A 22,988-nucleotide genomic window follows, 5' to 3' on the forward strand; every position below is an offset into this window, starting at 1 on the left:
ACTTTTTCATCTTTTACCAGATAAGTACCGTACAGATTGGCTTCTTGTTTTTTGACCTTATTAGAGCTTGCCCACCACATTTAAGGCCAGAATCATCTTGGTACCTCGCCCCTTAGCACCCTTTTTTGAAACAGCACTGCCCTTAACCAGCGCTGATAAAAATATCCTGTCTACCCTGGGGCAGCGCCCCTTTCTCTCTGCCTTTTTCAATAAACATCTGTACTGCTGCTCGCCCTTCTGTACCAAGGTTTCTTGAAAAATCATTAACATAGAGCTTGATATGACTTTCAACAACCTCCTTATCCAACTCCTGACTGTAGGACTGTATATAGTCAAGACATCTTTCAGGATAGCGAAAAGAATGCTCGACACTCAAGCCTATGACCTGCTCAATTTTTTTCAGAGTTTTCGGCCCAAAACTTCGTTTCGCCGCAATCCCTCCAAGCGGAATAGGCATGCCTGTGGTTTCTTCCCACCAAGCGCCAAGGTCCTGCAGACAGAACAAGCCTTCCTGCTGGTAAGTAAAGCGTGACTCATGAATGATGACGCCCGCTTCCACCTCTCCCTTTTTCACCGCAGCCATTATACGATCAAAGCGCATTTCAACAAGTTCACAGGGATGGGGCAGATACATTTGCAAAAGCAGTGCTGCTGTCGTGAGTTTTCCGGGAATTGCAATGCGCCTCAGGCGGGTTATATCCACCATTTCAGGGTCTTTAACAACGAGAAGCGGGCCACATCCCCTGCCAAGAGCGCTTCCTGTCGCCAGAAGACAGTATTCATCCAGTACATGAGCCAGGGCATGAAAAGACAGTTTGGTGACATCAAGTACCCCTGCCACCGCCCAATTATTTAATTGCTCGACATCTTCAAGAAGAGGTTGACTAAAGCTAAGCCCATGACAGTCCACCAGTTTATGCACAAGTCCATAGAAGATAAAAGTATCATTGGGACAGGGAGAAAACCCCAGACTCAGGTTGCCATTTTTTTGCATTTCATCTCTCTTTGTGTTTCTTCAACAATCATCTTTACTATCATTCCTGCTTTTTCGCAGGCTTCCTGCAAACGCCAGTTCAAGGGGTTCCGGTCTTCGACCATATTTGAAACACAACGCAGTTGGAAAAGTTCCACTCCAAAAGTCTTGCAGACCTGTGCTGCAGCCGCACCCTCCATATTCTCGCACAAGCCATCCCATCTTTTCTGAAGCCAGTCTCCGCGGGCTTTTTTCCCTGTAACACTGTGTACCGTAATAAACGTCCCACTGAGGTAGGCAATCCCGTTATTTTCAAGCACAGCTGTAGAGCTGGAAAAGAGGGGATTCCCCAGTTCAAACACGAGATGTTCTACAAGGTCCTCCCTGAAATACTCAATCCCGGCATCTCCCATACATATTCCAAGATCACCAAACAGGTCACGCTCTGCCACACAGACATCTAAAAGCTGTGGCTGGCGGGCAGAAGTGTTCTGAGGGAGAAAATAAGCCCCTGCAACCCCAAAATTTATTATCCCGTCAATAGTTTCTGTCGTCTCACAGAGAAACCTTGTAAGGTTCAACGTCGTGAGAACGGGTCCAACCCCAGTAACAAGAGCCCGCCAGGAATTAGAGGACAGACCCTTTGTCTGCGAAAGATCAAGAGCATCCATCGCCTCTAAAAACGCGTTCATCTCAAATTCAGTTGCAGCTGTCACCAGGATCATGGTATCTACAAGCCCCTTTGCACCTTAGGCCAAGATGGCCAAGACATCAGAACATTGCCAGGAGTGCAATATAAAAAGTAAGGAAAAGCATGAGATGCGTATCCTGTTTTCTGGAAAAAGTATTTTCTTGTCACAAACAATGTCCCATCTCTTTTAGCTTTTTCCCCAACCGGGTAGAAATGTACCTTGCAAGATCAAAGAGATGCGATACCTTCTGAGCTGAATAAATACAATCATCACAATAACACATAATAATTTTATATACATTGGCCCATTGGCGACTGTAGTATTTTTTACCCAAATATCAAGATAATGCAAGAAGATCTCAAGCTGGCAGCCTACCATTATGATCTGCCCCAGGAATCAATAGCTCAACGACCTGCGGATAAACGCGACAACTCTAAACTCATGGTGCTGAACCGGGCAGACAACAGCCGTCAGCATTGTCACTTCAGCGATGTCCATGAATTTATTCAAAAAGGCGACGTTCTTGTCGTCAACAACACAAAAGTTTTCCCGGCAAGACTCTTTGGTCAAAAAGCCACAGGGGGAAAAATTGAAGTGTTTCTCCTCGAGTTTCCAAAACTTCTTGAAAGTTCGACACATTCAGGACGGGCCCATGGCTTACTGAAATCATCCAAACGACCTGTAATAGGTTCAACAATCACCATAAATGAAGAGCTCCGTTGTCAGGTAGTGGACTATCTTGAAGGCGGCAAGGCTCTCCTGGAGATTCATTTCAACGAAGACCTCGGCTTGATGAGATGCCTGGAACTCGCCGGAAACGTTCCACTGCCGCCCTATATAAACAGAAAAGAAGGTTCGACCAAAGAAGACAGCCAACGATACCAGACGGTCTATGCCGATCAGCCTGGTGCGGTCGCAGCCCCAACTGCAGGTCTTCATTTCACTCAAGAATTATTGGAGAAGCTGAGAAACAAGGGTGTGACAATCGCAGAGGTCACCCTGCATGTAGGTTATGGGACCTTTGCACCGGTTCGGGAGTCGGATATTACCCGCCACCAGATACACAGGGAATATCTTTCAATTGGCCGGGATGTGGTAAAAAAGGTAAACGACACAAAAAAGCAGGGGGGAAAGATCTGGGCTGTGGGTACAACTTCAGTAAGGGCTCTGGAGTTTGGTGCAAGAGAGACCGGGACTTTACAAGCCATGGAAGACTGGTGTGATCTCTACATCTATCCAGGCTTTACCTTCAAGGTCGTTGATAACCTGATCACCAACTTTCACCTGCCGGACTCATCTCTTATGTTTCTTGTGTCAGCACTCTGCGGGAGGGAAACCCTTCTTAACTGCTATGAATCAGCAATTAAAAAGGGTTATCGATTCTTCTCGTATGGCGATGCGATGGCAATTATTGGCAGCTAAACGTTTTGGTATCGTGAATTTACGTGGTTCAGGTCGTGCTTGCTGCCGGGCAGCCAGCACAGGCGGAATCTGTCTTGCAGGCGGCGGGCTTTGAAACCCCACCGTTGGTACTGCTATAGCCGTCTGCATACCAGCCACCACCTTTGAGTTGAAACGAACTCATCGACATCAGTTTCGTAATGGGACCATCACACTCAGGACATTTGGTTAAAGGAGCGTCGGCCATTTTTTGCTGGACCTCAAAAACTTTTTCACACGTTTTACATTCGTACTCGTACACTGGCATTGTCTTCACCTATGGTGCCATAACCTTGCTATGGCAAACTAACCTAATAAAATTATTAATCAATTCGACAGCTAGTCCAAACTGCCTCTTTCGCTGGTGCAAATCTAATGCTCCAAGCCAAGTCTGTCAACACTTTGAACAATTCAAGTTACATTACAACACCTCCTTTTAGTTGAATCGTTCATTGCTTGTTGTTAATGTCTATTTTTGTTATAGAGGGCCCTTTAAACCACTCTTTAACTCTCCTTATACTTCTGTACTTAACGTAATTATATGATAGGAATATTTGATTCTGGGGTTGGCGGCATGACAGTTGCGAAAGCTGTTGAGCAGCTGTTACCTGAACACCCTTTACTGTACTTAGGCGATATAGCAAGAACACCATATGGACCCAAAAGTGCCAAAACAATTGAGGAATACTCGATTGAAAACACACGTTTTCTCATCAGAAACGGAGCGAAAATCATCGTCATTGCCTGTAACTCAGCCTCCAGTGTTGCAACCGGTCGTCTGCGTCGGGAATTTAATCTTCCTATTTTCGAGGTCATTACTCCCGCTGTAAACGCTGCCGTCAAGCAATCTGCAACCGGCAGGATAGGCGTTATAGGAACAAGGGCTACCATTGACAGCGGCTTGTATGAAAAACTGATACACCAACACAATGCCAAATTTAAGGTGGTCTCAAAAGCCTGCCCACTCCTTGTCAGCCTCGTGGAAGAGGGGTGGCTCAACAAACGTGAAACCAAAATGATCCTGCGTAGATATCTGAGTTATTTTAAAGATTTCCAAATAGACACCCTGGTTCTTGGGTGCACCCACTATCCCCTGCTGAGCCAACTTATCCAGCACAGGGTTGGTAGGCGTGTTCAACTTATTGATTCATCTCAAGCCACTGCACAATATCTGAAGCAGTGTCTTGTGGATAGTACAATCTCAACTCCCATTCCGGGGCATACCGCCCGTGAAAATAAATATTACGTCACGGATCTGACAAAAACTGCAGAGGGCGTCGCCCAAACTATTTTCCAAAGGCCAATAGAACTCCTCCGGGCATAATATCATGACAAAACAATTCTTCCATTTTTTCTCCAGTGTAATCCTCTGCTGTTGTTTCATGGCTTTATCAGGGCATCTGGTACAGGCCAGCGACACCGAGTTTCCTGAAGATATTGCCAAAAGACTACAGCAGCGTTACGACAGCATGAAGAGCATTACCTTTAATTTTAACCAGAATACACGGGGAGAAATCACCGGAAAACCAAAAACAGGTTCCGGCACCGCCGCATTTTTAAAAGGCAACAGTAAGAGTAAAATGCGCTGGGACTACCTCGCTCCCAAGCGACAGGTTTTGCTGAGTGATGGTCTGCATTTTTTTATGTATTTTGAAGAACTCAGGCAGATGATCATCTCACCCGCCTCAAGCCTTGAAAAAGATCTCACATATTCATTTTTTTCCGGCAAAGCACAGTTACAAAATGACTTCTACATCCGACCGGCCGATACCGAACTCGCCGGCGAGGAAAATAGCACCACCAATATAATAAAACTGATTCCCATTGTCCCCCACTCCCAGGTGCAGGATATTCATCTCTGGGTGAGCAAGGACTCTCTTATCCACAGAATACATATTCAGGATCACTTCGGAACCATTACCGTCCTTAATCTCAGCAATATTCACACAGATGGGCTGGAGGGCAAAGGCCAGGCTGAAATAGACACCCTCTTTTCCTTCACGCCGCCTGAGGGTACTGAAATCATTCAGCAATAGCATGAATCCCTCCCCCTCTGACACCTTTGCCCTTGGACTGTGTTCCATGCCCTGGGCAATTTTAAACCGTCCTTCGATCCAATTGGCTGCGCTGTCAGGGTATCTGCAGCAAAAATCTGCTTACCAGGTAGAGCTGTTTCATCCTTATCTTGCAGTGGCAAACAGTCTTGGAACCAATCTGTACCCTAAGATTGCCTTGTCCGGTTGGGCGGGAGAGGCTCTTTTTGCTCCCCTTCTCTACCCGGAAAAAAGGGAAGATGCAGCCAGACTGTTTTACACAAGTCTACCCTCGGTAAACTCGAAAGAAGTGGACTTCAACGCTTTGACTGAACAGGTCGAAGCTTGTTGTCAAAATCTGCTGGAGACCATCGATTTCAGTCACTACGGACTTTTTGGATTTTCCATCTGCTTTAGCCAGCTCTTCCCCTCCTTGTATTTAGCCAAGCTCATAAAGGCCCGACAACCCGACCTTCCTATTGTGATAGGTGGTTCATCATGCTCGGGAGAAGTGGGAAGATCCCTGATCAAGCAATACAATCAGGTCGATTTTGTCATAGATGGAGAAGGAGAAGCACGACTTCTGAGCCTCTGCAATTTTCTGACAAATACGGAGACGATGCTTGCGGATGGTATCCATAGTCGCATACCGGTCACAAAAAAGTCCCTGCCCGTTTCTCCACTTGCAATCTCGTCCCTGCCCTACCCGGATTACAGGCCCTACCTAAGCGAGATGCGGAAAAGTTTTTCCCATCAGCCTTTTATCCCCATTCTTCCTGTTGAGTTTTCTCGGGGATGCTGGTGGAACAAGTGCACCTTCTGCAATCTCAACATTCAGTGGGCAAATTATCGTTTTAAGGACTCTGGCAGAATGGTGGACGAGGTACTGGCGCTGGCAGAGCGACACGAATCTCTTCAGTTTACCTTCACCGACAATGCGTTGCCGCCAAAAGGGGCTGATCACTTTTTTGCAGCAATCAACGAGATGCCTCTTGATTTTGATTTTTTTGCAGAAATCAGAGCAACAGCAAAGATTGAACGCCTGAAAACATATCGCAAAGGGGGCCTGACAACGGTTCAGGTCGGCATTGAGGCCCTGTCTACCTCACTGCTCAAGAAAATGGACAAGGGCAGCACGACTATGGATAATATCGCCATGATGAAACTCTGCGCTGAACATGACATCAAGATGGAGGGTAACCTTATCGCAGAATTTCCAACAACCTCCAGTAAAGAGATAGAAGAGACACTGCTCAACCTTGACTTTGTCCTGCCTTTTGCCCCGCTCACGGTGGCTTCGTTTTTTCTTGGCTACGGCTCTCCCATCTACAGAGCGTTGGAAAAATATGGTATAAAGACCACCCTGCCCCATGACAAAACAAGATTGCTCTTCCCAAAAGAACCTCTCAATGCCCTGACAATGTTGATCTACAGCTACCGGGGCGATAAAAAGAAGCAGCAACAGAAATGGAAGCCGGTCAGAAAAAGGGTTGCCGCCTGGCAGGATTTTCATACCAACAGACCAGATAAAGCTCGTCCCGCCCTCTCTTACCGGGATGGTGGAAAATTTATTATCATCAGGCAGGAGAGACCTTCTGGAAAAACTCTGCATCACAGGCTTCGTGGCCTCTCGAGGAAAATATACCTCTCCGCGCAGGTTCCAACCCCGATATCAGAAATCAGGGCATGTTTTCCCCAGATAGCCCACGACACACTTGCAACGTTCATAGATGAAATGTGCTTAAAACGGCTCATGTTTCAGGAAAACGGACGTATCCTCTCCCTTGCCGTTCAACAACGTTGAAACCTTTTATGACAATACTTGCCATTCTCTCCGATACCCATGACCAGGTCGCAAACCTGCGGGCCGCAATAGATTATTGTAACCACAATCAGGTCGATGTTGTTGCCCACTGCGGCGATCTCATCTCCCCATTTATGCTCAAGCAGCTGGCCCGTTTTGATGGTCCTGTCCACCTGATTTATGGCAATAATATCGGAGATCAACGTCTTATTGCCGACAGGTGCGGCCGGGATTTTCCCAACATTACCCATCACGGCATTCTTGGCAAATTCACCATTGATACTTATACAATAGCCATGGTCCATTATCCTGAGCAGGCACAAGAGCTTGCCAGACAGTCAATCTATGATATAGTCTGCTGTGGGCATTCGCATATTCCCAGGATACAACAGTTTGAACAGTCGTTGCTTATCAACCCAGGACCACTGTTAGGAGAAAATGACCAGGCTGGCTTTGTCATCGTAGACCTTCTCAAGGGTACAACTCAACGTATTGGTGTAGGAATATGCATGTTTGATCATGACATTCCCATAACAGAAACTGCACCCCAGCCACGTGCTCTTCATCCGCCAATTGAAACAATAGAACATAACCGGCAACGCCCTTAACAACGTCAACTGGAGCTCAATTCCATTGGCAATAACCCCTCAACCACAGCCATAACAAACAGGAAGATATGACAGAAGCAAACAGTGAGAGCTTTGAAGATCTCTTCAAAGCAGAAGCCAACAAAAAGATCAAGCGCCTTGAGCCCGGGCAGAAAGTTAAAGCGACCATCGTAGGTATGAATGCTGAAACTACTTTTCTCGATGTAGGCGGAAAAAGCGAAGGTGTGTTAAACAGCTCCGAGCTCAAAGACAAGGAAGGTAATTTCACTCACAAAGAAGGTGATACCCTTGATGTCTACTTCCTTCAGGCCAAAAATTCTGAAAGACTGTTTACCACAACCATAGGATCAGGCTCCTCCAATGCCCATCTTGAAGAAGCGTATCGCTCCAGAATTCCTGTGGAAGGTCTTGTAAAAGCTGAGATAAAAGGAGGTTTTGAAATCACCCTAGGTGGTAATGTGAGAGGGTTCTGTCCTTTTTCCCAGATGGGCCTGCGTCGGGTAGAAGATGCAGCCAAGGAATATCTGGACACTCATATGAGGTTTATTATCACCAGATTTGAGGAAAATGGCCGCAACATTGTTCTCTCTGCGCGCGCCATTCAGGAAGACGAACGAGAAGAACTGAAAGAAAAACTCAAAGAAACCCTTGCAGAAGGACAAACTGTTGAGGGCACCATCAGTTCTATTCGAGATTTCGGTGCTTTCGTTGACCTGGGCGGAGTAGACGGCCTGATCCCTATTTCTGAAATCGGCTGGAGCCGCGTGGAAAAAGTTGATGAACACTTTAGCGTTGGCCAGAAAGTTCAAACAATAGTGAAAAGTATTGACTGGGATAAAGAGAGGATTTCTCTCAGCTACAAAGAAACCCAGGCGGACCCTTTTGAAGAGGTGCCCAACAAATTCCCTGTGGGCTCCACCCACACCGGAATCGTAGCGCGTCTCGCGCAGTTCGGAGCTTTTGTAACGCTTGAACCGGGTATTGACGGACTTGTCCACATCTCAAGGCTGGGCAATGGAAGGCGCATTAATCATCCAAGAGAGGTGGTTGAAGAAGGACAGAATCTTGATGTGACAATTGAAGCCATTGACACCATTGAGAAACGAATAAGCCTGGTTCCCGCCGACTACGTTTCTCCTGAGAGCGAGGAAGAAAAAGAGCGCAGCGAGTACAAGGCTTTTGTCTCCAAAGATAAAAAGAAAAAGTCAGACAATGATCTCGGAAGTCTCGGGGCACTGCTCAAGGCTAAAATGGCCCAAAAAAATAAATAAGCCATACCGTTTATCAAAAAAAGAGTCTGGTCCCTTTGTCATCAGGTACCGGACTCTTTTGCTGAGCCATTTTTTTCCGCACCGGCGATCATTACGAAAGCGAAAAGAGACAGGAGTAACACCGTTACCCCAGTCACATGATATGCAGCAGCAATCCCCCACTGATCCATAATCCCCCCCGCTAAAACCGCCCCTGTAAATACTCCCCCGCTCATTGCGAAACCAAACATGCCCATCATGGTTCCATGACCATAGTGCGCTTTTGCTTCAAGTGAGGCGTAACCACCAAGTACCGCCCAGATAGCAGCCTCCACGCACCCAAGCAGCAGGTAGACAACTGCCATGAATGTCACTGTCGTGAAAAAAGGAATACAATACACAACGGCTGATAGAACCAAACTGGAAGAGATAAGAATCTTACGCTTACTGTACTTGTCCGCAAGCTTTCCAAAAGGCACCTGCAAAAGGGCATTGACAAGGGTCCGGCAGGCAATGACAAAGCCAATCTGCAAGCCTGTCACCCCCGGCCACTCGGACATCAGCAGTGGAACAAAAGCCATACTCGGTACCATAATGATCATAGTTGAATAGCGGGCGATTAATATTCCTACGGTTTTTCTGTTATGGACCATCTCCACAAGGCTTTTTAGAAAATTTCCTTCTGTTGCCACCTCACCTGCAGGCCTTCGTGGCATATACAAGATAACCAGCATCAACGCCACCAGACTCAGGCTTGCCATAGTATAAAATACCGACGCCAGCCCCCAGATATCGGACAATATTCCACCAATGACAGGCCCACAGCCAATGCCGCAAAAAATCGCCACATTGAGATAGCTCATGTATCTAGATTCCTGCCCTATTGGTGCAAGCAGACTCATGTAGGCCATACCTATGGGGACAATCATAGCCGACCCAACACCATGAAAAGCACGAATCACAACAAGATGACTCACGTCTTTTGCCATGGGAATAAGGAGTCCGACGAGACCGTAGATCAACAAACCTGCCATGAGAAAACCTTTTCTCCCCCATCTGTCTGAAAGATTCCCCACCACAGGTTGCAAAAGTCCGCGAGTCACTGAAAATGCGGCGATAATCACCCCAAGGGCAAACCCTCCAGCCCCAAGGTCCCTGGCAAAAATTGGCATAACCGGGACAATAATGCCTATCCCAAGAAGGGCTATAAAGACGGAAAGCAGCAGGGTGATCAAGGTGTACTTTTGCAAGTTCAGGGGTCCTGTAAAAAAAAGGGAGGTAATCCAGTACTCTCATTCTCGGTAAAGGTCTGGAGTAGTAATAAAATCTTATTTTTCGGCCAAGAATTCGGGTGAAAAAATCAGGAGATTCAATACGGTAACCTAATGCTGACCATCCGTTAAAAGTTGTGTCATAATACTGTTCATTACAAAAAAAACACAGTATGCTAGGTTACAATACATCTTATTTACAAATTAACGAATATTATACGCTTCAAGAGAACAGATCGAATGGGTTTTCACCTTAAACAAAGTAGCCGCTTCATCTTTATTCCAGTACTCTTTTTCATAGTCTTCATCGTTGTCTCAGCGCTCTACATTCAATACCAGAACCGGGTAGTGGGCAAGCAATTTGCCAACCACGCCGCCATAATCTCGGATGATATCTGGGCGTTAGACAGTGCCGGGGCAAGTATCTACCTCAGGCTTGCCATGAAAGCCGACCATTACAAAAGTCTGAACGTCTCCATTCCGGGAATGGAAAATTTTATTTCGTTGCAGCAGGGCAAACTCACTGGAATTTCGTACCTCCTTCACGAGGCAGGCCTGATCGGCACAAAACAGCTGTCCCAGGAGATTTTCAGTAAAGGCGAACAGATAGGTACGTTAAGCGGGGTCAAATATGTACGTATCATCTTTCCCCTGATCAACATCCTCATTGTACTCCTCCTTGTTCTTTTGACCATCAGCTTCATCATGTTTCTGATTCAAAGCCGCCGTCACCTCGAAGAGGAGGTAGAAATACGAACCAGAAAATTACGCAGCAGTGAGCAGCGTTTCCACGACCTTGTTAATTTTCTACCGGAAATTGTTCTGGAAACAGGCATGGACGGTAACATAACCTATGCCAATCAAGCGGCCAAAAATCGCCTTGACCCCGAACTCACCTCAGGAAAAGCACAGAGTTTTCTCGATTATATTGTTGAAAATGATCGAAACGATGCAGAGAATAACTTTTATACCTCTCTCAAAGGCGAACCAATAGAACTCCAGGAATACTCGGTTATAGGCTATGGCAACATTCCCTTTCCCGTGCTGTTAAAAATTGCCCCGCTTTATACAAACGACATGAGCGTTGGCGGTGCCCGAATGATCGCCATTGATATCAGTTCAAGACGCCGGCTTGAAGAACAGCTCCTCCGTGACCAGAAGATGAAGGCCATTGGCCTTATGGCAGGCGGGGTCGCCCATGACCTCAACAATATTTTATCCGGAATTATCAGTTACCCCGATCTGCTCCTGTTAAATATGTCTGAAAAGGACAAACTCTACAAGCCACTGCAATCTATTCGCAGATCAGGCCTAGATGCTGCTGAAGTCGTTTCCGACCTTCTCACCGTTGCGCGTGGCGTAGCAGCCAGTACAGAGATTACCAGTCTAAACGATCTCATTGCAATATACCTTGAAAGCGCCGATTTTCGCGAGCTCATCTCCCAGCATCCCGATGTACAGATCGAAACCCGCCTTGACCCTGCCCTGCGAAACGTCAAATGTGCTCCCATCCAAGTTCGTAAATGCCTCATGAATATCATCAACAATGGTATAGAATCTATCAGCGGTAGGGGTATGGTTACCATCTCCACGATTAATGAACACTGTTTTCCTCCGCTCAATGAAGAGGCAAAAGATACCACCGTCAAAAGAAATGCTTCTCTGCAAAAACAGAACTTTTCAAAAATCATCATCAGAGACACGGGAAAAGGGATTAATGATGAAGAGATGCGGCACATCTTTGAGCCTTTTTACTCAACGAAAGTTTTAGGAAGAAGTGGAACGGGTCTCGGCCTCACCATTGTCTGGAATACAATGCGAGAGCATGGAGGCACAGTACATGTGACAAGCAGCAGCAGCGGAACAACTTTTGAACTTTTTTTCCCAAGCATCAACGGTAAAATCAACCATCTGCCCAAAAAGGATAACTGGCAGGACTACATAGGTACAGGTCAAAGGATTCTTGTGGTTGATGATGAGCCAAGACAGCTGGAAATTCTTACCGGTTTACTGGCGTCACTGAATTATGCGACCGTCGCTGTTTCCTCCGGAGAAGAAGCCGAACAATTTCTCAGGCAAAACTGTGTTGATCTGGTGGTACTCGATATGATTATGTCACCTGGTCAAAATGGACGCACAACCTATGAAAATATTCTCAAAATTCATCCGAAACAAAAAGCTGTCATCGCCAGCGGTTTTGCAAAAGACGACGACGTTAAGGCCACTCTTGCCATGGGAGCGAGCTATTTTATTGCCAAACCATATACAATTGAACAAATCGGCAGGGCAATATACAAAACCCTTAACTCATAAATATTATTTTTTTACTCACCAAATATTTTTGCTTTTAAAGGATAAGTCATGCAGCTCCTCAAATCGCCGCTTTATTTATTGCTTGCTTTCTTATTTTGCACCTCAAGCCAGTCATTCAGCCAGGCACAAGATAGTATCACCTGGATGGAAGCCGTAGCCCCGCCTTTTTTTATCCACAAAGGCCCCCTTAAGGGACAGGGATATGAAGACCTCATCACTGAAATCATCACCCAGAACCTCCCCCAGTATGAGCACAGACATATGATCGCCAACATCTCCAGGCATTACCAACAATGGAAGCAGGGAGAAAAGTCCTGTGCACTTGCCATGTACAAGACACCCGAAAGAGAAGAGTTTGCCTATTTTTCCATCCCCAGTGTCTTTACCCTGCCCATTGTACTCATCATTACAAAAGACAGTTTTGAAAGGTTTGGAGGCGATAAAAATGTCAGTCTGCAAAACGTGCTGGAAAGTGACTCCTATATTGTCGGCAGATCGAAAAACAGGTCCTACGGAATCGTTTTTGATGAACTGTTAAACACCTATGGTAACGATCAGAACATATACAGCTTTGAGGGAGGGGAACTCTCCTTAAATCTTTTTAAGATGCTCATGGCAGGACGCATTGATGCGCTTCCGGCCCTTCCCGAAGAGGCCATGTATCTTGCTGAAACTCTTGGTTTCAAAGAGCAGATCATGACACTTAGCGTCGTAGAAAATCAGCAGAATAATGATGCTTCTATTACCTACGTGGCGTGTTCAAAAAACGATTGGGGTAAAAGAGTCATCGACGATATCAATACAGTGCTTGTTGAGCTCCGACCAGCGACGGCATACAGAGCAGCCTACGAACGTTGGCTCGACCCTAGCAGTATCAATGACTACAGACAACTCTATCAGGATGTTTTTCTGACTATTACTAAGTAATTACCAAAGGATAATACCCTTTATTTCCAACTTAAAAGGATTCCTATGCACATTAAACTCCAGTCTCCCCTCGACATGCACCTTCACCTCCGCGAAGGCGTAATGCTGCAAAATGTGACACCTTTTACCGCAGCAGTCTTTGCAGGTGCCGTTGTCATGCCCAATCTGGTTGATCCAGTCGACTCCCTTGAAAAAGTTCGGGCTTACAGAAAAAAAATAAAAGAGTGTGAGAATACTGAAAATTTTGCACCTTACATGACCCTGTTTTTCAAGCAATATTCCCGTCAGCAACTGCTCGATGCTAAAAATGAGATCATAGGGATTAAGCTCTACCCTGCGGGGATCACGACTCAAAGTGAGAACGGTGTCAGTGATATCTCAGCCATCAATGAAACCCTTGGATATATGGAAGAACTTGGAATCCCCCTGCTTGTGCATGGGGAGACGGGCGGGTTTGTCATGGACAGGGAAAAAGAATTCCTCGGGGCCTACCAGCAATTCGCAGAGAACTTTCCCAACTTACATATCATCATGGAACACATCACCACAGCCGATGCAGTGACCATCGTTGATCACTATGAAAATGTCTCAGCCACAGTCACTTTACACCATCTCCTGATCACCTTGGATGATGTCGCCGGCGGCCTTTTGGAACCTGATCTTTTCTGTAAACCAATAGCAAAAACACCAAAGGATAGAGCCGCCCTTCAGGATGCTGTTTTTTCAGGACATCCGAGAATTATGTTCGGCTCTGACTCCGCACCCCACCCGCGACATAAAAAAGAATGCTGCGGTTGTGCGGCCGGTATCTTCTCTGCCCCGGTCGCCCTGCCGATGCTCGCCCAGCTTTTTGATGATGCAGGCAAGCTTGATTTACTTCAGAACTTTGTGAGTGGAATTGCCTGCAGCCGCTACGGCATAACACCACTTCAAAAGACAATCACCTTAGAAAAAAAGCCCTGGCTGGTACCAGAGCTCTATCATGATCTTAAACCATTTGCAGCAGGCCAGAGGCTCTCCTGGTCCCAGGTCATATAATCTTACACTTTTGTGGACATCAGACTTTGCCGTTGGGTTTCAAAGAGAATCACACCGGCGGCAACCGAACTGTTGAGGGAATCGAGATCACCTTCCATGGGAATTGAAATCAGATAATCACACTCTTTTTTTACCAGAGGCCGAATTCCTTTACCCTCACTGCCCACAATAAGGCAAGCGGGTACAGAAAGATCGACAGTATACAGAGAGTGTGCGTCCGCATCCTTTACGGCACCAAACACCCAGAAACCGATTTCCTTAAGCTCCTGCAGGGCACGACTGAGATTTGTAACCTGACAGATATCAATATGGGACATTGCTCCTGCCGAGGATTTTGCAGCCGTTCCTCCAAGGGGCGCTGATCTCTCTCGTGTAATAATGACCCCCGCCGCACCTGAGGCAAGAGCCGAACGAATAATCGCCCCGACATTATGCGGGTCCTGAAGAGAGTCAAGGACCATCAGCCGTGTGGGTATTTTTTGGGCAAGCCGTTCAAGCATCTTTTCTTTGAGATCGTCAAAGTCGAGCAGTGGGGTCTCTGTAAGCCTGGCGACGACCCCCTGGTGGCGGATCTGGGCACTCCCCTCACCTGTCAGCTTGAGGGTGTCGACAAAGGTCAGTTTTATTCCACCACTTCTGGCCAGAGTCACAATCTCCTCAATTTTGCTGCCGCGCTTATCTTTTTGCAGTATTATTTCAGTAAAGCGTCCCGGTTCCTGGGCCAGCGCTTCAACAACGGGGTGAATACCCCAGAGCATATCGTCGCTGAAACGAATTCTTTTTTCGCCGGAAGGTTTATTACCTTCAAATGACTTTCTCATTATTGCAACACCTTTTCAATGGGGTCACCGGATGGCAACCTGTGTGATTTAGCCCTTTCAGCCAAAATTATCGACGAGAGGAGATGAGTTGCCTCACTGATCTCAATGTTTACAATGATATAGTCATATTTATCCATTGACTCAAGTTCCGTTCGTGCATTGCGCAACCGAACCTGAATTTTACTTTCATCCTCTGTTGCACGCCCTCTCAGACGTCTTTCCAGTTCCGTTAAACTCGGTGGTGAAATGAACACAAAAGCCGCATCAAATCCGGGAATATCACGTAAAATTGAAGCCCCCTGCACGTCTATATCCAGTACCACATCATAACCGTTTGCCAGCTGTTCAGTGATGGAAGCATGGCTCGTGCCATAGAGATTGCCATGGACGTCTGCATATTCCAGAAATTTCCCCTCAGCTATCATCTTCTCAAAGGTTTCTCTTGAAACAAAATGATAATCAACCCCATCAACTTCACCATTTCGGGGGACTCTGGTGGTATGGGAAACAGAGAACTTCATTTTGGCAATACCGGACATCACGCCTTTAAGCAGTGTTGTCTTTCCAGCGCCTGAAGGCGCAGAAATCACGAATAGCCGCCCGCGGTTCATACCGACTCCTTATTTGTCGTTTTCACAAGGTTTTGGTATTCCGCCAATTGATACCCTGGCTGTAGAGCCTGCATACGCTGACTGATGGTATCCGGTTGAACCGATGACAAAACGATGTGGTTGGAGTCCATCACCAGAATGGACCTGGTCCTGCGGCCTTCGGTTACATCCACCAGCCGGCCTTCTTTTTTAGCGGACTCTTTGAGCTTTCTCGCCGGGGATGATCCAGTATTCACAACGGCAATTACCCGTTCAACCATGACGGTATTTCCAAATCCAACGTTTAATAGTTGCATAGCTCTCTCTTCATATCATCATTTAAGCTGCAGGATGGTAGCCTGGCCCCTTAAATGCTATTCTATATTCTGTACCTGCTCCCGCATCTTCTCAAGTTCACTTTTAAGATCAACCGTGTGATGAGCGATGCCCGCATCATTTATCTTTGAAGCAAGCGTATTCACTTCTCTTAAAAACTCCTGGATCAGAAAATCGAGTTTTCTGCCTACGCCTCCATTTTCCCCTAAAAAACTATTAAACTGGCTGATATGGCAGCGCAGGCGGACAATCTCTTCGGTGACATCTGTTTTATCGGCGAGAATGGCGATTTCCTGGGCGAGCCGTAGAGGATCAAGCTGAACATTACCAAGGAGCTTCTCAAGCCGTTCTCCAAGATTTTTCTGACGATCCTGCAACAACAGCGGGATATTTCTTTCAATTGTATCAATGGTTACTGTAAAGGTGTCAAGTCGGGCCTGCAGATCCCTGCAAAGGGCATCTCCCTCCTGAAGCTGCATCTCAGAACACTGTTCAAGTGCCATATCGACAACGTTATCGATAAGAGGCCAGACAAGATCAAGATTCTCATCCCGCTGTTCTCTGGTAATAACCTCAGGATACAATGCCAGGGTCTTTGCGGTCACCTCAAGGGGGACATTGAAATCCTCTGCAAGCTGTTTCAGAGCGGTATGATACCCTGCCGCCAGCTCCTTATTGATCTTTACTTCCTGAAGATCTGAAAAATCACCGCTTACCGAGAGGAAAAGATCTACCCGACCACGCACATGAAATGTTGAAACCTTTTTACGAATCTTCTCCTCAAGGGCGTTATACCCACGGGGCAATTTCATTTTCAAATCAAGATATCTGTTATTGACACAGCGCACTTCAGCGAGCCAGACCCGGCCTTCACTTTCAACTTCTGCCCGGCCAAAACCGGTCATACTTTTTACCGTCATAGTACAGCCCCTTTGTTGTTCCTCCAAAAAACAAAACGATGTAGAAGGTTCCGCCCCTCTACACCGTTTCATACTACAGCCTGATGGTGATGTTATACTTTAAGCTATTGGGCAGACATTGCTTTATCCAACAGTTTTACGATGGTCTCAGTTATGTCTACAGCCTTGTCAAAGTATATAACTCCATTTTTGGAGTCTAAAATCATCATGTATCCCTGATCTTTACCGTACTTTTCTACGACCTGTTCCAAAGATTTGAGAATTGGCTCCAGTTCTTTATCCTGCAACTGTTTCATTTCAAAACGAGCGTCCTCAGTTTTCGCCTGTAACTCACGTCCGTTTTTCTGAAACTCGCGAACTTTTTCAGCTTTTTTCTCTTCACTCCAGGCAGAACTCTTCTTTTTGATTTCTTCCTGTAGGTTTTTCAGATCAGCCTCTTCCTCCTTAAAAGAAGATTGCAGACCTTTCATTTTCACGTCGAATCTTTCCTTTGCAGCCTTTCCAGCTTTACATTCAACGATTATTTTCTGGACGTTCATCACCCCCAGTTTAAGGTCTGCAGCCATAGAACCATGAGCGCCCATAAGTACCAGGGTCGCGATCATAGCTATTTGAATAAATTTTCTAATCACGATACGTCTCCAGAGATTTTTTCAGCTTCTTGCAGAACTACTCAACTACAACAAAATCGTCTCTTCTGTTTTGAGCCCATGACAGTTCATCATGACCATGGAGAAGCATTCTTTCTTCACCGTAGCTCACGGTGCTCAGTTTTGCTTCATCAATGCCGAGATTAAGAAGATATTTTTTGCCAGCGAGTGCTCTTCTCTCACCAAGCGCCATATTATACTCGTTGGTACCCCGAGCGTCACAGTTTCCTTCAATCCGGATAGACAAGTCAGGATTGCTCTTCATAAAGGCAGCATTTACTTCAATTCTTGGCACCTGATCACTCTTAATATCTGAGGAATCATAGTTAAAATATACAGGCAGCATACCTTCAGAAGTACGTCCCTCACTGATACCGCGAGGTGTACTGTCCAAAGACTCAGTTGCACCCATCGCTTCACCGGTATCAACAGTTTTCATTGCCTCGTCGGTTTTGCTTTTTGAGCCACAACCACTAAGAGACAGAATAGAAACACACAAAAGTGCAGGCAACAAAGTTTTTACATTTGCAATCATTAAAGGAACCTCCAATAGTTCAATATGATTTTTGGTAACATGAAACAGAAATTAATTATTAAAAAACAGTAAAATAAAAGACCCAATACCTTTTCTATTTGTCACTAGAATAAGCTTTGCACTATATATATCAAAAGCTATCTATTTCAACATATTTTTTATATTGTTGAGCCTTCCAGGAACTTTTTTTTGACCAAAGTAGCTGGAGCATACCACGAAAGGAACATTGTGCAACATCAGCCTCATCTGCAAATGTGTATAAATTGCATGAAAGGTACAAATTTGATCTAGTGATTATTATCTTTTCGGATTATAAGATGTGTACTCAAATATCAGACTAAATTGTTTCTATTGCCCTTTATAGGCGATGACTACTATACGGAGATTCACAGAATGGCTAAAGTAAATATAAGCCCGAACAGAACAACAGATAAGACAATACGTACCATCGACCGCAAGCGGGAGCAGGAACGTAAAAAGATGTTCCACCGGGCAAAAGATCATGCTACGGAATTTGCAAGCAAACTCACCCAGAGACTGATCGATAGAGAAATTATTGAAACCACTTCAGTGAGTGCGGTGAGAGAGGCTTTTGAAGCACAACTTGCAAAACTCGGCTATATCGAAGAGTTTGAATTACAGATGAAAATTGCACCAATCAGAACCATTGCCCAGGACCCTAATGTGGTCAGTCTCTATTTTACCCAATATATTGTTGAAGACCTCATTAATAATGCAGCAATTCAAGATGTTTTTGGTGATGACCTTGACATCTACAGAGCTGTAGATTCTGTTTTTCGGGTTCTTAGACCTTAAATGCAGCACCCTGATAGAATGCCTTGTCTGCTCTTTGCAGACAAGGATGGAAACATTACCGAATTTCCCGAGCTGGAAATGGTCGGAATGAGTAACGGTAAGTTTTTCAGGCCCAATCTTGAAGATATCATTGCCCTGCCAGAAGGCAGTGAGCTTTTCGCACTTCCCTCAAGGCTACCGGTTGGATGGGATCGTACGGACAATGAACCTGCCCTGCTGGCCGAAGATCCATATACCCCTGGAGGCATCATTCAGGCAGTAGCAGCTTTTATTGCCCCCGCTCATACCTCCATTTACAACAGTAGCTTCCAGACAGAAAAGAAGGCACCCGTACTGCCCCTTTTTGCCTACACCGCCGTTGGCTGGCATGACAATCAATTCTGGGTAACGGCCTTTAGAAGCGATGATGATGTACGACAGGATTCCGATCAGTACAGCCAGGAGAAGGTCAGACAAAAAACGGAAACCAAGCTTTCAAAATTTCCGGATAACAGACTGATTCAGCACCTTGGAAAATGTTGTCTTACATATGGTTGCCCTGCTGCCAGGAACTATTTTCTGGAACGTTGGGAAGCTCCACTCCCAACCTCACCCAGTTGCAACGCCAGATGTATTGGCTGCATTTCCCTCCAGGAGTCCGGTTGCTGTCCATCAACCCAGGATCGTATAAAGTTTGTTCCAGAGGTAAAGGAGATTGCCGAAATTGCCATACACCACCTGAAGACTGCAGACAATCCAATTGTCAGTTTTGGCCAGGGCTGTGAAGGCGAACCACTCCTCCAGGCAGAGACCCTTAAAAACTCCATCCTTGAGATACGAAAACACACCTTACGAGGAACGATAAACCTAAATTCAAACTCAAGCCTGCCAGACAAGGTTGAGCAACTCGCAGACGCAGGCCTAAACAGTATCAGGGTGAGTCTTAATTCAGCCCAGGAGAAATACTACAAGGCCTACTACCGACCGATAAACTACTCCTTTGCCGACGTCATGCGCTCAATTGATGTCATGAAGGAGAAAGGCAGGTTTGTATCATTGAATTACTTTGTTTTTCCTGGATTTACTGACAGCGAAAATGAATTCGCCGCACTGTGTAAACTCATTGAAAATCACCAGCCTGACTTTATTCAGCTTCGCAATTTCAACATGGACCCTGAGATTTACCTGAATACCCTGAACCTGCCGGAAAACACCGTCTGTTACGGTGTGCGGAATTGGCTGGGCCAGTTAAAAGCAAAGTTCCCGGCACTCAAATTCGGTTATTTTAATCCACAGGTCAATCCAGATCCCAGTGAGCGGTAAAACTCCGCACGACTCTTTGCTTCCTTGGCAGTATTAGCCTGCCACCTTATTTTAATTGCAATTTTATTGTCATAAGATAGAATACCAGATAATAAATTTTATCAACTATTTCTATTGAGGTTTAATTATGGAACAAATGCCTAATATGCGTCTGACCACACAACGGCAGATCATTTTGGAAGAGCTTGGCAAGGTGACGTCCCATCCGACTGCAAATGAGGTGTACGACATGGTGCGAAAACGGCTGCCAAGAATTGGCTTAGGCACCGTTTACAGGAATCTCGAACTCATGGCTGACACGGGAGTCATTCTGAAACTCGAAGTCGGTGGCACCCAAAAACGTTTTGATGCAACTGTCACCCCTCACTACCACATTCGTTGCAGTAAGTGTGGTAAGGTTGATGATGTGCATATAGAAGTTCAGCAGCAGATCAATCAGCGAGCCCAAAACGCCAGCAACTATAAGATACTTGGTCATCACATTGAATTCAGTGGCATATGTTACGACTGCCAGAACGAAGAGGACAGGCAGGCAGCAATCAATTAGATTACAAGATACTCCTTGCACAATAACAAAAAATCCCCATGACACGAGTGTCATGGGGATTTTTTGTTGATTAACTAAGTTTCCGCGCAGAGTGCCAGCACCCTGTCTATTAACTATTTAGCGTACTCAACCACTCGGGTTTCCCGTATTACAGTCACTCGAATCTGCCCAGGATAAGTCAATTTAGACTCAATAGACCTGGCGATGTCCTGGCTGAGCAGAGTTGCATCTTCATCTTTGACTTTATTGGAATCCACAATAATCCGAAGGTCCCTGCCCGCCTGGATGGCGTATGATTTCTCAACACCAGGATATTCATTTGCGATTGCTTCTAAATCCTCAAGACGTTTGACATAACTCTGCAGCATCTCTTTTCTGGCTCCTGGACGGGCACCTGAAAGTGCATCAGCCGACTGCACCAGAACGTCAATGACACTGAGCGGAGGCTGGTCTTCATGATGTGCACCAATAGCATAAACAACCTCTTCCGGTTCACCATATTTTTTAGCCAGATCGCGCCCTATAATCGCATGGGACCCCTCAACCTCGTGATCTACTGCCTTGCCAATATCGTGGAGCAGGCCCGCTCTTTTGGCTATTTTGACATCAACACCCAGTTCTGACGCCATAATTCCACAGAGAAAGGAAACTTCAAGGCTGTGCTGAAGAACGTTTTGCCCATAACTTGTTCTGTACTTCAGACGTCCCAACAGTTTAATCAGTTCAAGATGAACGCCGTGGGCACCGACATCAAAAGTTGCCTGTTCACCGGCCTCACGCATGGTCACTTCCAGTTCCTTCGTTACCTTTTCCACAACCTCTTCAATACGGCCCGGGTGAATTCTGCCATCACTTATCAGCTGGAGTAAGGCCTGACGGGCTACTTCACGTCGTACGGGGTTGAAACCGGAGAGAATGACGGCTTCCGGAGTATCGTCAATAATGATGTCTATTCCAGTTGCAGCTTCAATTGCCCGTATATTGCGACCTTCACGGCCGATGATACGGCCCTTCATCTCGTCGCTTGGTAGAGGTACCATTGACACTGTTCTGTCGGCAACATAATCGCCCGCATAACGAGAGATTGCGAGGGCTAGAATGTTCTTGCCCCTACGATCGGCCTCCATCTTCATCTCATTCTCAATGCGGACAAGGTTTTTGGCCGCGTCCATCCGAGCCTCACTTTCCATTGATTCCATCAGAAGCTTTTTGGCCTCATCCAGTCCGATACCGGCAATCTTTGCCAGTTCATTCTTCTTGGTTGTTACAAGACTATCAATTTCCTTATTTTTTTCCTGCCATTCCACTTCAAGACGTTTAAAATTCTGCTCAGTTGAGAGCAATTCTGTATGCTTACGGTCAAAACTGTCCCATTCCCGCTTCAAACTGTCTCTTTTTCTTTTTAACTGGCGCTGTTCGTCTTTAAGCTCTTCCCTTTCTGTATTTAACTCTTCTTCCAGTGCCTGTTTTACCTGATACGCAGCCTCTTTACTTTGCAGTAAGGCTTCTTTTTTTAGCTGATCCGCCTCAACAATAGCGTTTTCAATTATCTGTCTACTCTGGGTTTTTATATTTTTTTCATGTCCCTCAACAATGACTTTTCTCAGGAAAAACCCAAGGAAAGTACCTGCAAAGAGACCTATTCCCGCAAAGAGGAATGGATGATGTATGAGATCCATGGAGCAGTCCTGTAGGTAGCGACCGACACAACAAGAGAGGAGATAAAACAAAATAGAGAAGGGGAGAAGCTTTCAACCAGAGCTAAATACCTACTAATCCCGCTGATAACAACGGATAACCCGAGGTACCTCTGCTGTACTCTTTTCCAGAAACCTGTTCAAAATATCATGTAAAAACAGGAATAACAAACTCCGCAACAAGATATCTCACGAGTTTAAAGGGATAGTTTTAAAACCATATAGCAAATTTCCGACCAGGATTTAGTCACAATCACGTATTGTTACCACAAGCCCTTTTCAGGAAAAGTAACATATATAACAGCTCTTTAGACGGTGAGGCGCACCTGTACCAGAAACAATCAACTCATCCAGATACAACCAGAGGATCTTTCGGTATGACATTATCACTTCTGCCCATCATATCGATCAGATGTTCCGACACC

General features: G+C 45.8%; 23 protein-coding genes. 12 read left to right on the plus strand and 11 right to left on the minus strand.

Features of this window, described 5'->3' with window-relative positions; translation table 11 throughout:
• Nucleotides 1-142 precede the first annotated feature (142 nt).
• Nucleotides 143-994 carry a 1,4-dihydroxy-6-naphthoate synthase gene (locus tag FCL48_RS19935; protein ID WP_136874942.1) on the minus strand — a complete coding sequence of 284 codons (852 nt, stop codon included), beginning with the start codon at nucleotides 992-994 and terminating at the stop codon, nucleotides 143-145.
• Complete coding sequence (mqnB, locus tag FCL48_RS19940; protein ID WP_136874944.1) at nucleotides 973-1,698, minus strand: futalosine hydrolase; 726 nt, start codon at nucleotides 1,696-1,698, stop codon at nucleotides 973-975. The genes FCL48_RS19935 and mqnB overlap by 22 nt, the downstream gene beginning before the upstream one ends.
• A 312-nt stretch (nucleotides 1,699-2,010) precedes the next feature.
• Between mqnB and queA the strand changes: the two genes are divergently transcribed.
• Entirely contained in the window at nucleotides 2,011-3,087 is a 1,077-nt protein-coding gene (gene queA, locus FCL48_RS19945) for a tRNA preQ1(34) S-adenosylmethionine ribosyltransferase-isomerase QueA (protein ID WP_136874946.1), read from the plus strand.
• Between the two features lie 28 nt (nucleotides 3,088-3,115).
• Here the strand turns inward: queA and FCL48_RS19950 are convergent, their stop codons facing one another.
• A complete protein-coding gene (locus tag FCL48_RS19950) occupies nucleotides 3,116-3,373 on the minus strand; it encodes an FmdB family zinc ribbon protein (protein ID WP_136874948.1) in 258 nt (85 codons plus the stop codon).
• Nucleotides 3,374-3,646: 273 nt separating this feature from the next.
• On the opposite strand from FCL48_RS19950, the gene murI reads away from it, so the two are divergent.
• The 5 genes from murI to rpsA all read left to right on the plus strand — a co-directional run bounded on the left by murI (nucleotide 3,647) and on the right by rpsA (nucleotide 8,821).
• Nucleotides 3,647-4,429, plus strand: a complete 783-nt coding sequence (gene murI / locus FCL48_RS19955) for a glutamate racemase (RefSeq protein WP_136874950.1) — start codon at nucleotides 3,647-3,649, stop codon at nucleotides 4,427-4,429.
• Nucleotides 4,430-4,487: 58 nt separating this feature from the next.
• Complete coding sequence (locus tag FCL48_RS19960) at nucleotides 4,488-5,141, plus strand: outer membrane lipoprotein carrier protein LolA (RefSeq protein WP_169309296.1); 654 nt, start codon at nucleotides 4,488-4,490, stop codon at nucleotides 5,139-5,141.
• 1 nt (nucleotide 5,142) lies between these two features.
• Complete coding sequence (locus tag FCL48_RS19965; protein ID WP_136874954.1) at nucleotides 5,143-6,942, plus strand: RiPP maturation radical SAM C-methyltransferase; 1,800 nt, start codon at nucleotides 5,143-5,145, stop codon at nucleotides 6,940-6,942.
• 8 nt (nucleotides 6,943-6,950) lie between these two features.
• Complete coding sequence (locus FCL48_RS19970; protein WP_136874956.1) at nucleotides 6,951-7,550, plus strand: YfcE family phosphodiesterase; 600 nt, start codon at nucleotides 6,951-6,953, stop codon at nucleotides 7,548-7,550.
• A gap of 68 nt (nucleotides 7,551-7,618) precedes the next feature.
• Entirely contained in the window at nucleotides 7,619-8,821 is a 1,203-nt protein-coding gene (rpsA, locus tag FCL48_RS19975; RefSeq protein ID WP_136874958.1) for a 30S ribosomal protein S1, read from the plus strand.
• A 41-nt stretch (nucleotides 8,822-8,862) separates the two neighbouring features.
• Here the strand turns inward: rpsA and FCL48_RS19980 are convergent, their stop codons facing one another.
• Nucleotides 8,863-10,050, minus strand: coding sequence for an MFS transporter (locus FCL48_RS19980; RefSeq protein ID WP_136874960.1), 1,188 nt, complete (start codon nucleotides 10,048-10,050; stop codon nucleotides 8,863-8,865).
• 261 nt (nucleotides 10,051-10,311) lie between these two features.
• On the opposite strand from FCL48_RS19980, the gene FCL48_RS19985 reads away from it, so the two are divergent.
• From FCL48_RS19985 to pyrC, 3 genes are read left to right on the plus strand one after another with little or no spacing between them, the layout of a single operon-like run.
• The gene (locus tag FCL48_RS19985) at nucleotides 10,312-12,384 is read left to right on the plus strand and encodes a response regulator (RefSeq protein WP_136874962.1); all 2,073 of its coding nucleotides are present in this window, start codon (nucleotides 10,312-10,314) and stop codon (nucleotides 12,382-12,384) included.
• Between the two features lie 48 nt (nucleotides 12,385-12,432).
• Nucleotides 12,433-13,311, plus strand: a complete 879-nt coding sequence (locus tag FCL48_RS19990; RefSeq protein WP_136874964.1) for a TIGR02285 family protein — start codon at nucleotides 12,433-12,435, stop codon at nucleotides 13,309-13,311.
• A 45-nt stretch (nucleotides 13,312-13,356) separates the two neighbouring features.
• The gene (pyrC, locus tag FCL48_RS19995) at nucleotides 13,357-14,349 is read left to right on the plus strand and encodes a dihydroorotase (RefSeq protein ID WP_136874966.1); all 993 of its coding nucleotides are present in this window, start codon (nucleotides 13,357-13,359) and stop codon (nucleotides 14,347-14,349) included.
• Between the two features lie 2 nt (nucleotides 14,350-14,351).
• On the opposite strand, the gene rlmB is transcribed toward pyrC, so the two are convergent.
• The 6 genes from rlmB to FCL48_RS20025 form a co-directional block, all read right to left on the minus strand.
• Nucleotides 14,352-15,170 (minus strand): 23S rRNA (guanosine(2251)-2'-O)-methyltransferase RlmB, encoded by an 819-nt coding sequence (gene rlmB, locus FCL48_RS20000; RefSeq protein ID WP_136874968.1) that lies wholly within the window; start codon nucleotides 15,168-15,170, stop codon nucleotides 14,352-14,354.
• Nucleotides 15,170-15,781: a guanylate kinase gene (gene gmk, locus FCL48_RS20005; protein ID WP_136874970.1), complete on the minus strand. Its 612-nt coding sequence runs from the start codon at nucleotides 15,779-15,781 to the stop codon at nucleotides 15,170-15,172. Before gmk ends, rlmB begins: the two co-directional genes overlap by 1 nt.
• Nucleotides 15,778-16,077 carry a DUF370 domain-containing protein gene (locus FCL48_RS20010; protein WP_136874972.1) on the minus strand — a complete coding sequence of 100 codons (300 nt, stop codon included), beginning with the start codon at nucleotides 16,075-16,077 and terminating at the stop codon, nucleotides 15,778-15,780. Before FCL48_RS20010 ends, gmk begins: the two co-directional genes overlap by 4 nt.
• A 57-nt stretch (nucleotides 16,078-16,134) precedes the next feature.
• Complete coding sequence (locus FCL48_RS20015) at nucleotides 16,135-17,016, minus strand: YicC/YloC family endoribonuclease (protein WP_136874974.1); 882 nt, start codon at nucleotides 17,014-17,016, stop codon at nucleotides 16,135-16,137.
• Nucleotides 17,017-17,120: 104 nt separating this feature from the next.
• Entirely contained in the window at nucleotides 17,121-17,648 is a 528-nt protein-coding gene (locus FCL48_RS20020; RefSeq protein WP_136874976.1) for an OmpH family outer membrane protein, read from the minus strand.
• Between the two features lie 37 nt (nucleotides 17,649-17,685).
• On the minus strand, nucleotides 17,686-18,201 hold the full coding sequence (locus FCL48_RS20025) for an OmpA family protein (RefSeq protein WP_136874978.1): 516 nt from the start codon (nucleotides 18,199-18,201) through the stop codon (nucleotides 17,686-17,688).
• 393 nt (nucleotides 18,202-18,594) lie between these two features.
• On the opposite strand from FCL48_RS20025, the gene FCL48_RS20030 reads away from it, so the two are divergent.
• The 3 genes from FCL48_RS20030 to FCL48_RS20040 all read left to right on the plus strand — a co-directional run bounded on the left by FCL48_RS20030 (nucleotide 18,595) and on the right by FCL48_RS20040 (nucleotide 20,866).
• Nucleotides 18,595-19,017 (plus strand): hypothetical protein, encoded by a 423-nt coding sequence (locus tag FCL48_RS20030; protein WP_136874980.1) that lies wholly within the window; start codon nucleotides 18,595-18,597, stop codon nucleotides 19,015-19,017.
• Nucleotides 19,018-20,319, plus strand: coding sequence for a radical SAM protein (locus tag FCL48_RS20035; protein WP_136874982.1), 1,302 nt, complete (start codon nucleotides 19,018-19,020; stop codon nucleotides 20,317-20,319).
• A 127-nt stretch (nucleotides 20,320-20,446) separates the two neighbouring features.
• On the plus strand, nucleotides 20,447-20,866 hold the full coding sequence (locus FCL48_RS20040) for a Fur family transcriptional regulator (RefSeq protein WP_136874984.1): 420 nt from the start codon (nucleotides 20,447-20,449) through the stop codon (nucleotides 20,864-20,866).
• Between the two features lie 113 nt (nucleotides 20,867-20,979).
• Here FCL48_RS20040 and rny read toward each other — a convergent pair whose 3' ends face one another.
• Complete coding sequence (gene rny, locus FCL48_RS20045; protein ID WP_136874985.1) at nucleotides 20,980-22,545, minus strand: ribonuclease Y; 1,566 nt, start codon at nucleotides 22,543-22,545, stop codon at nucleotides 20,980-20,982.
• Between the last annotated feature and the right edge of the window lie 443 nt (nucleotides 22,546-22,988).

Origin of the sequence: Desulforhopalus sp. IMCC35007 (assembly GCF_005116575.1) — a bacterium.
Classification (GTDB): Bacteria; Desulfobacterota; Desulfobulbia; order Desulfobulbales; family Desulfocapsaceae; genus Desulforhopalus_A.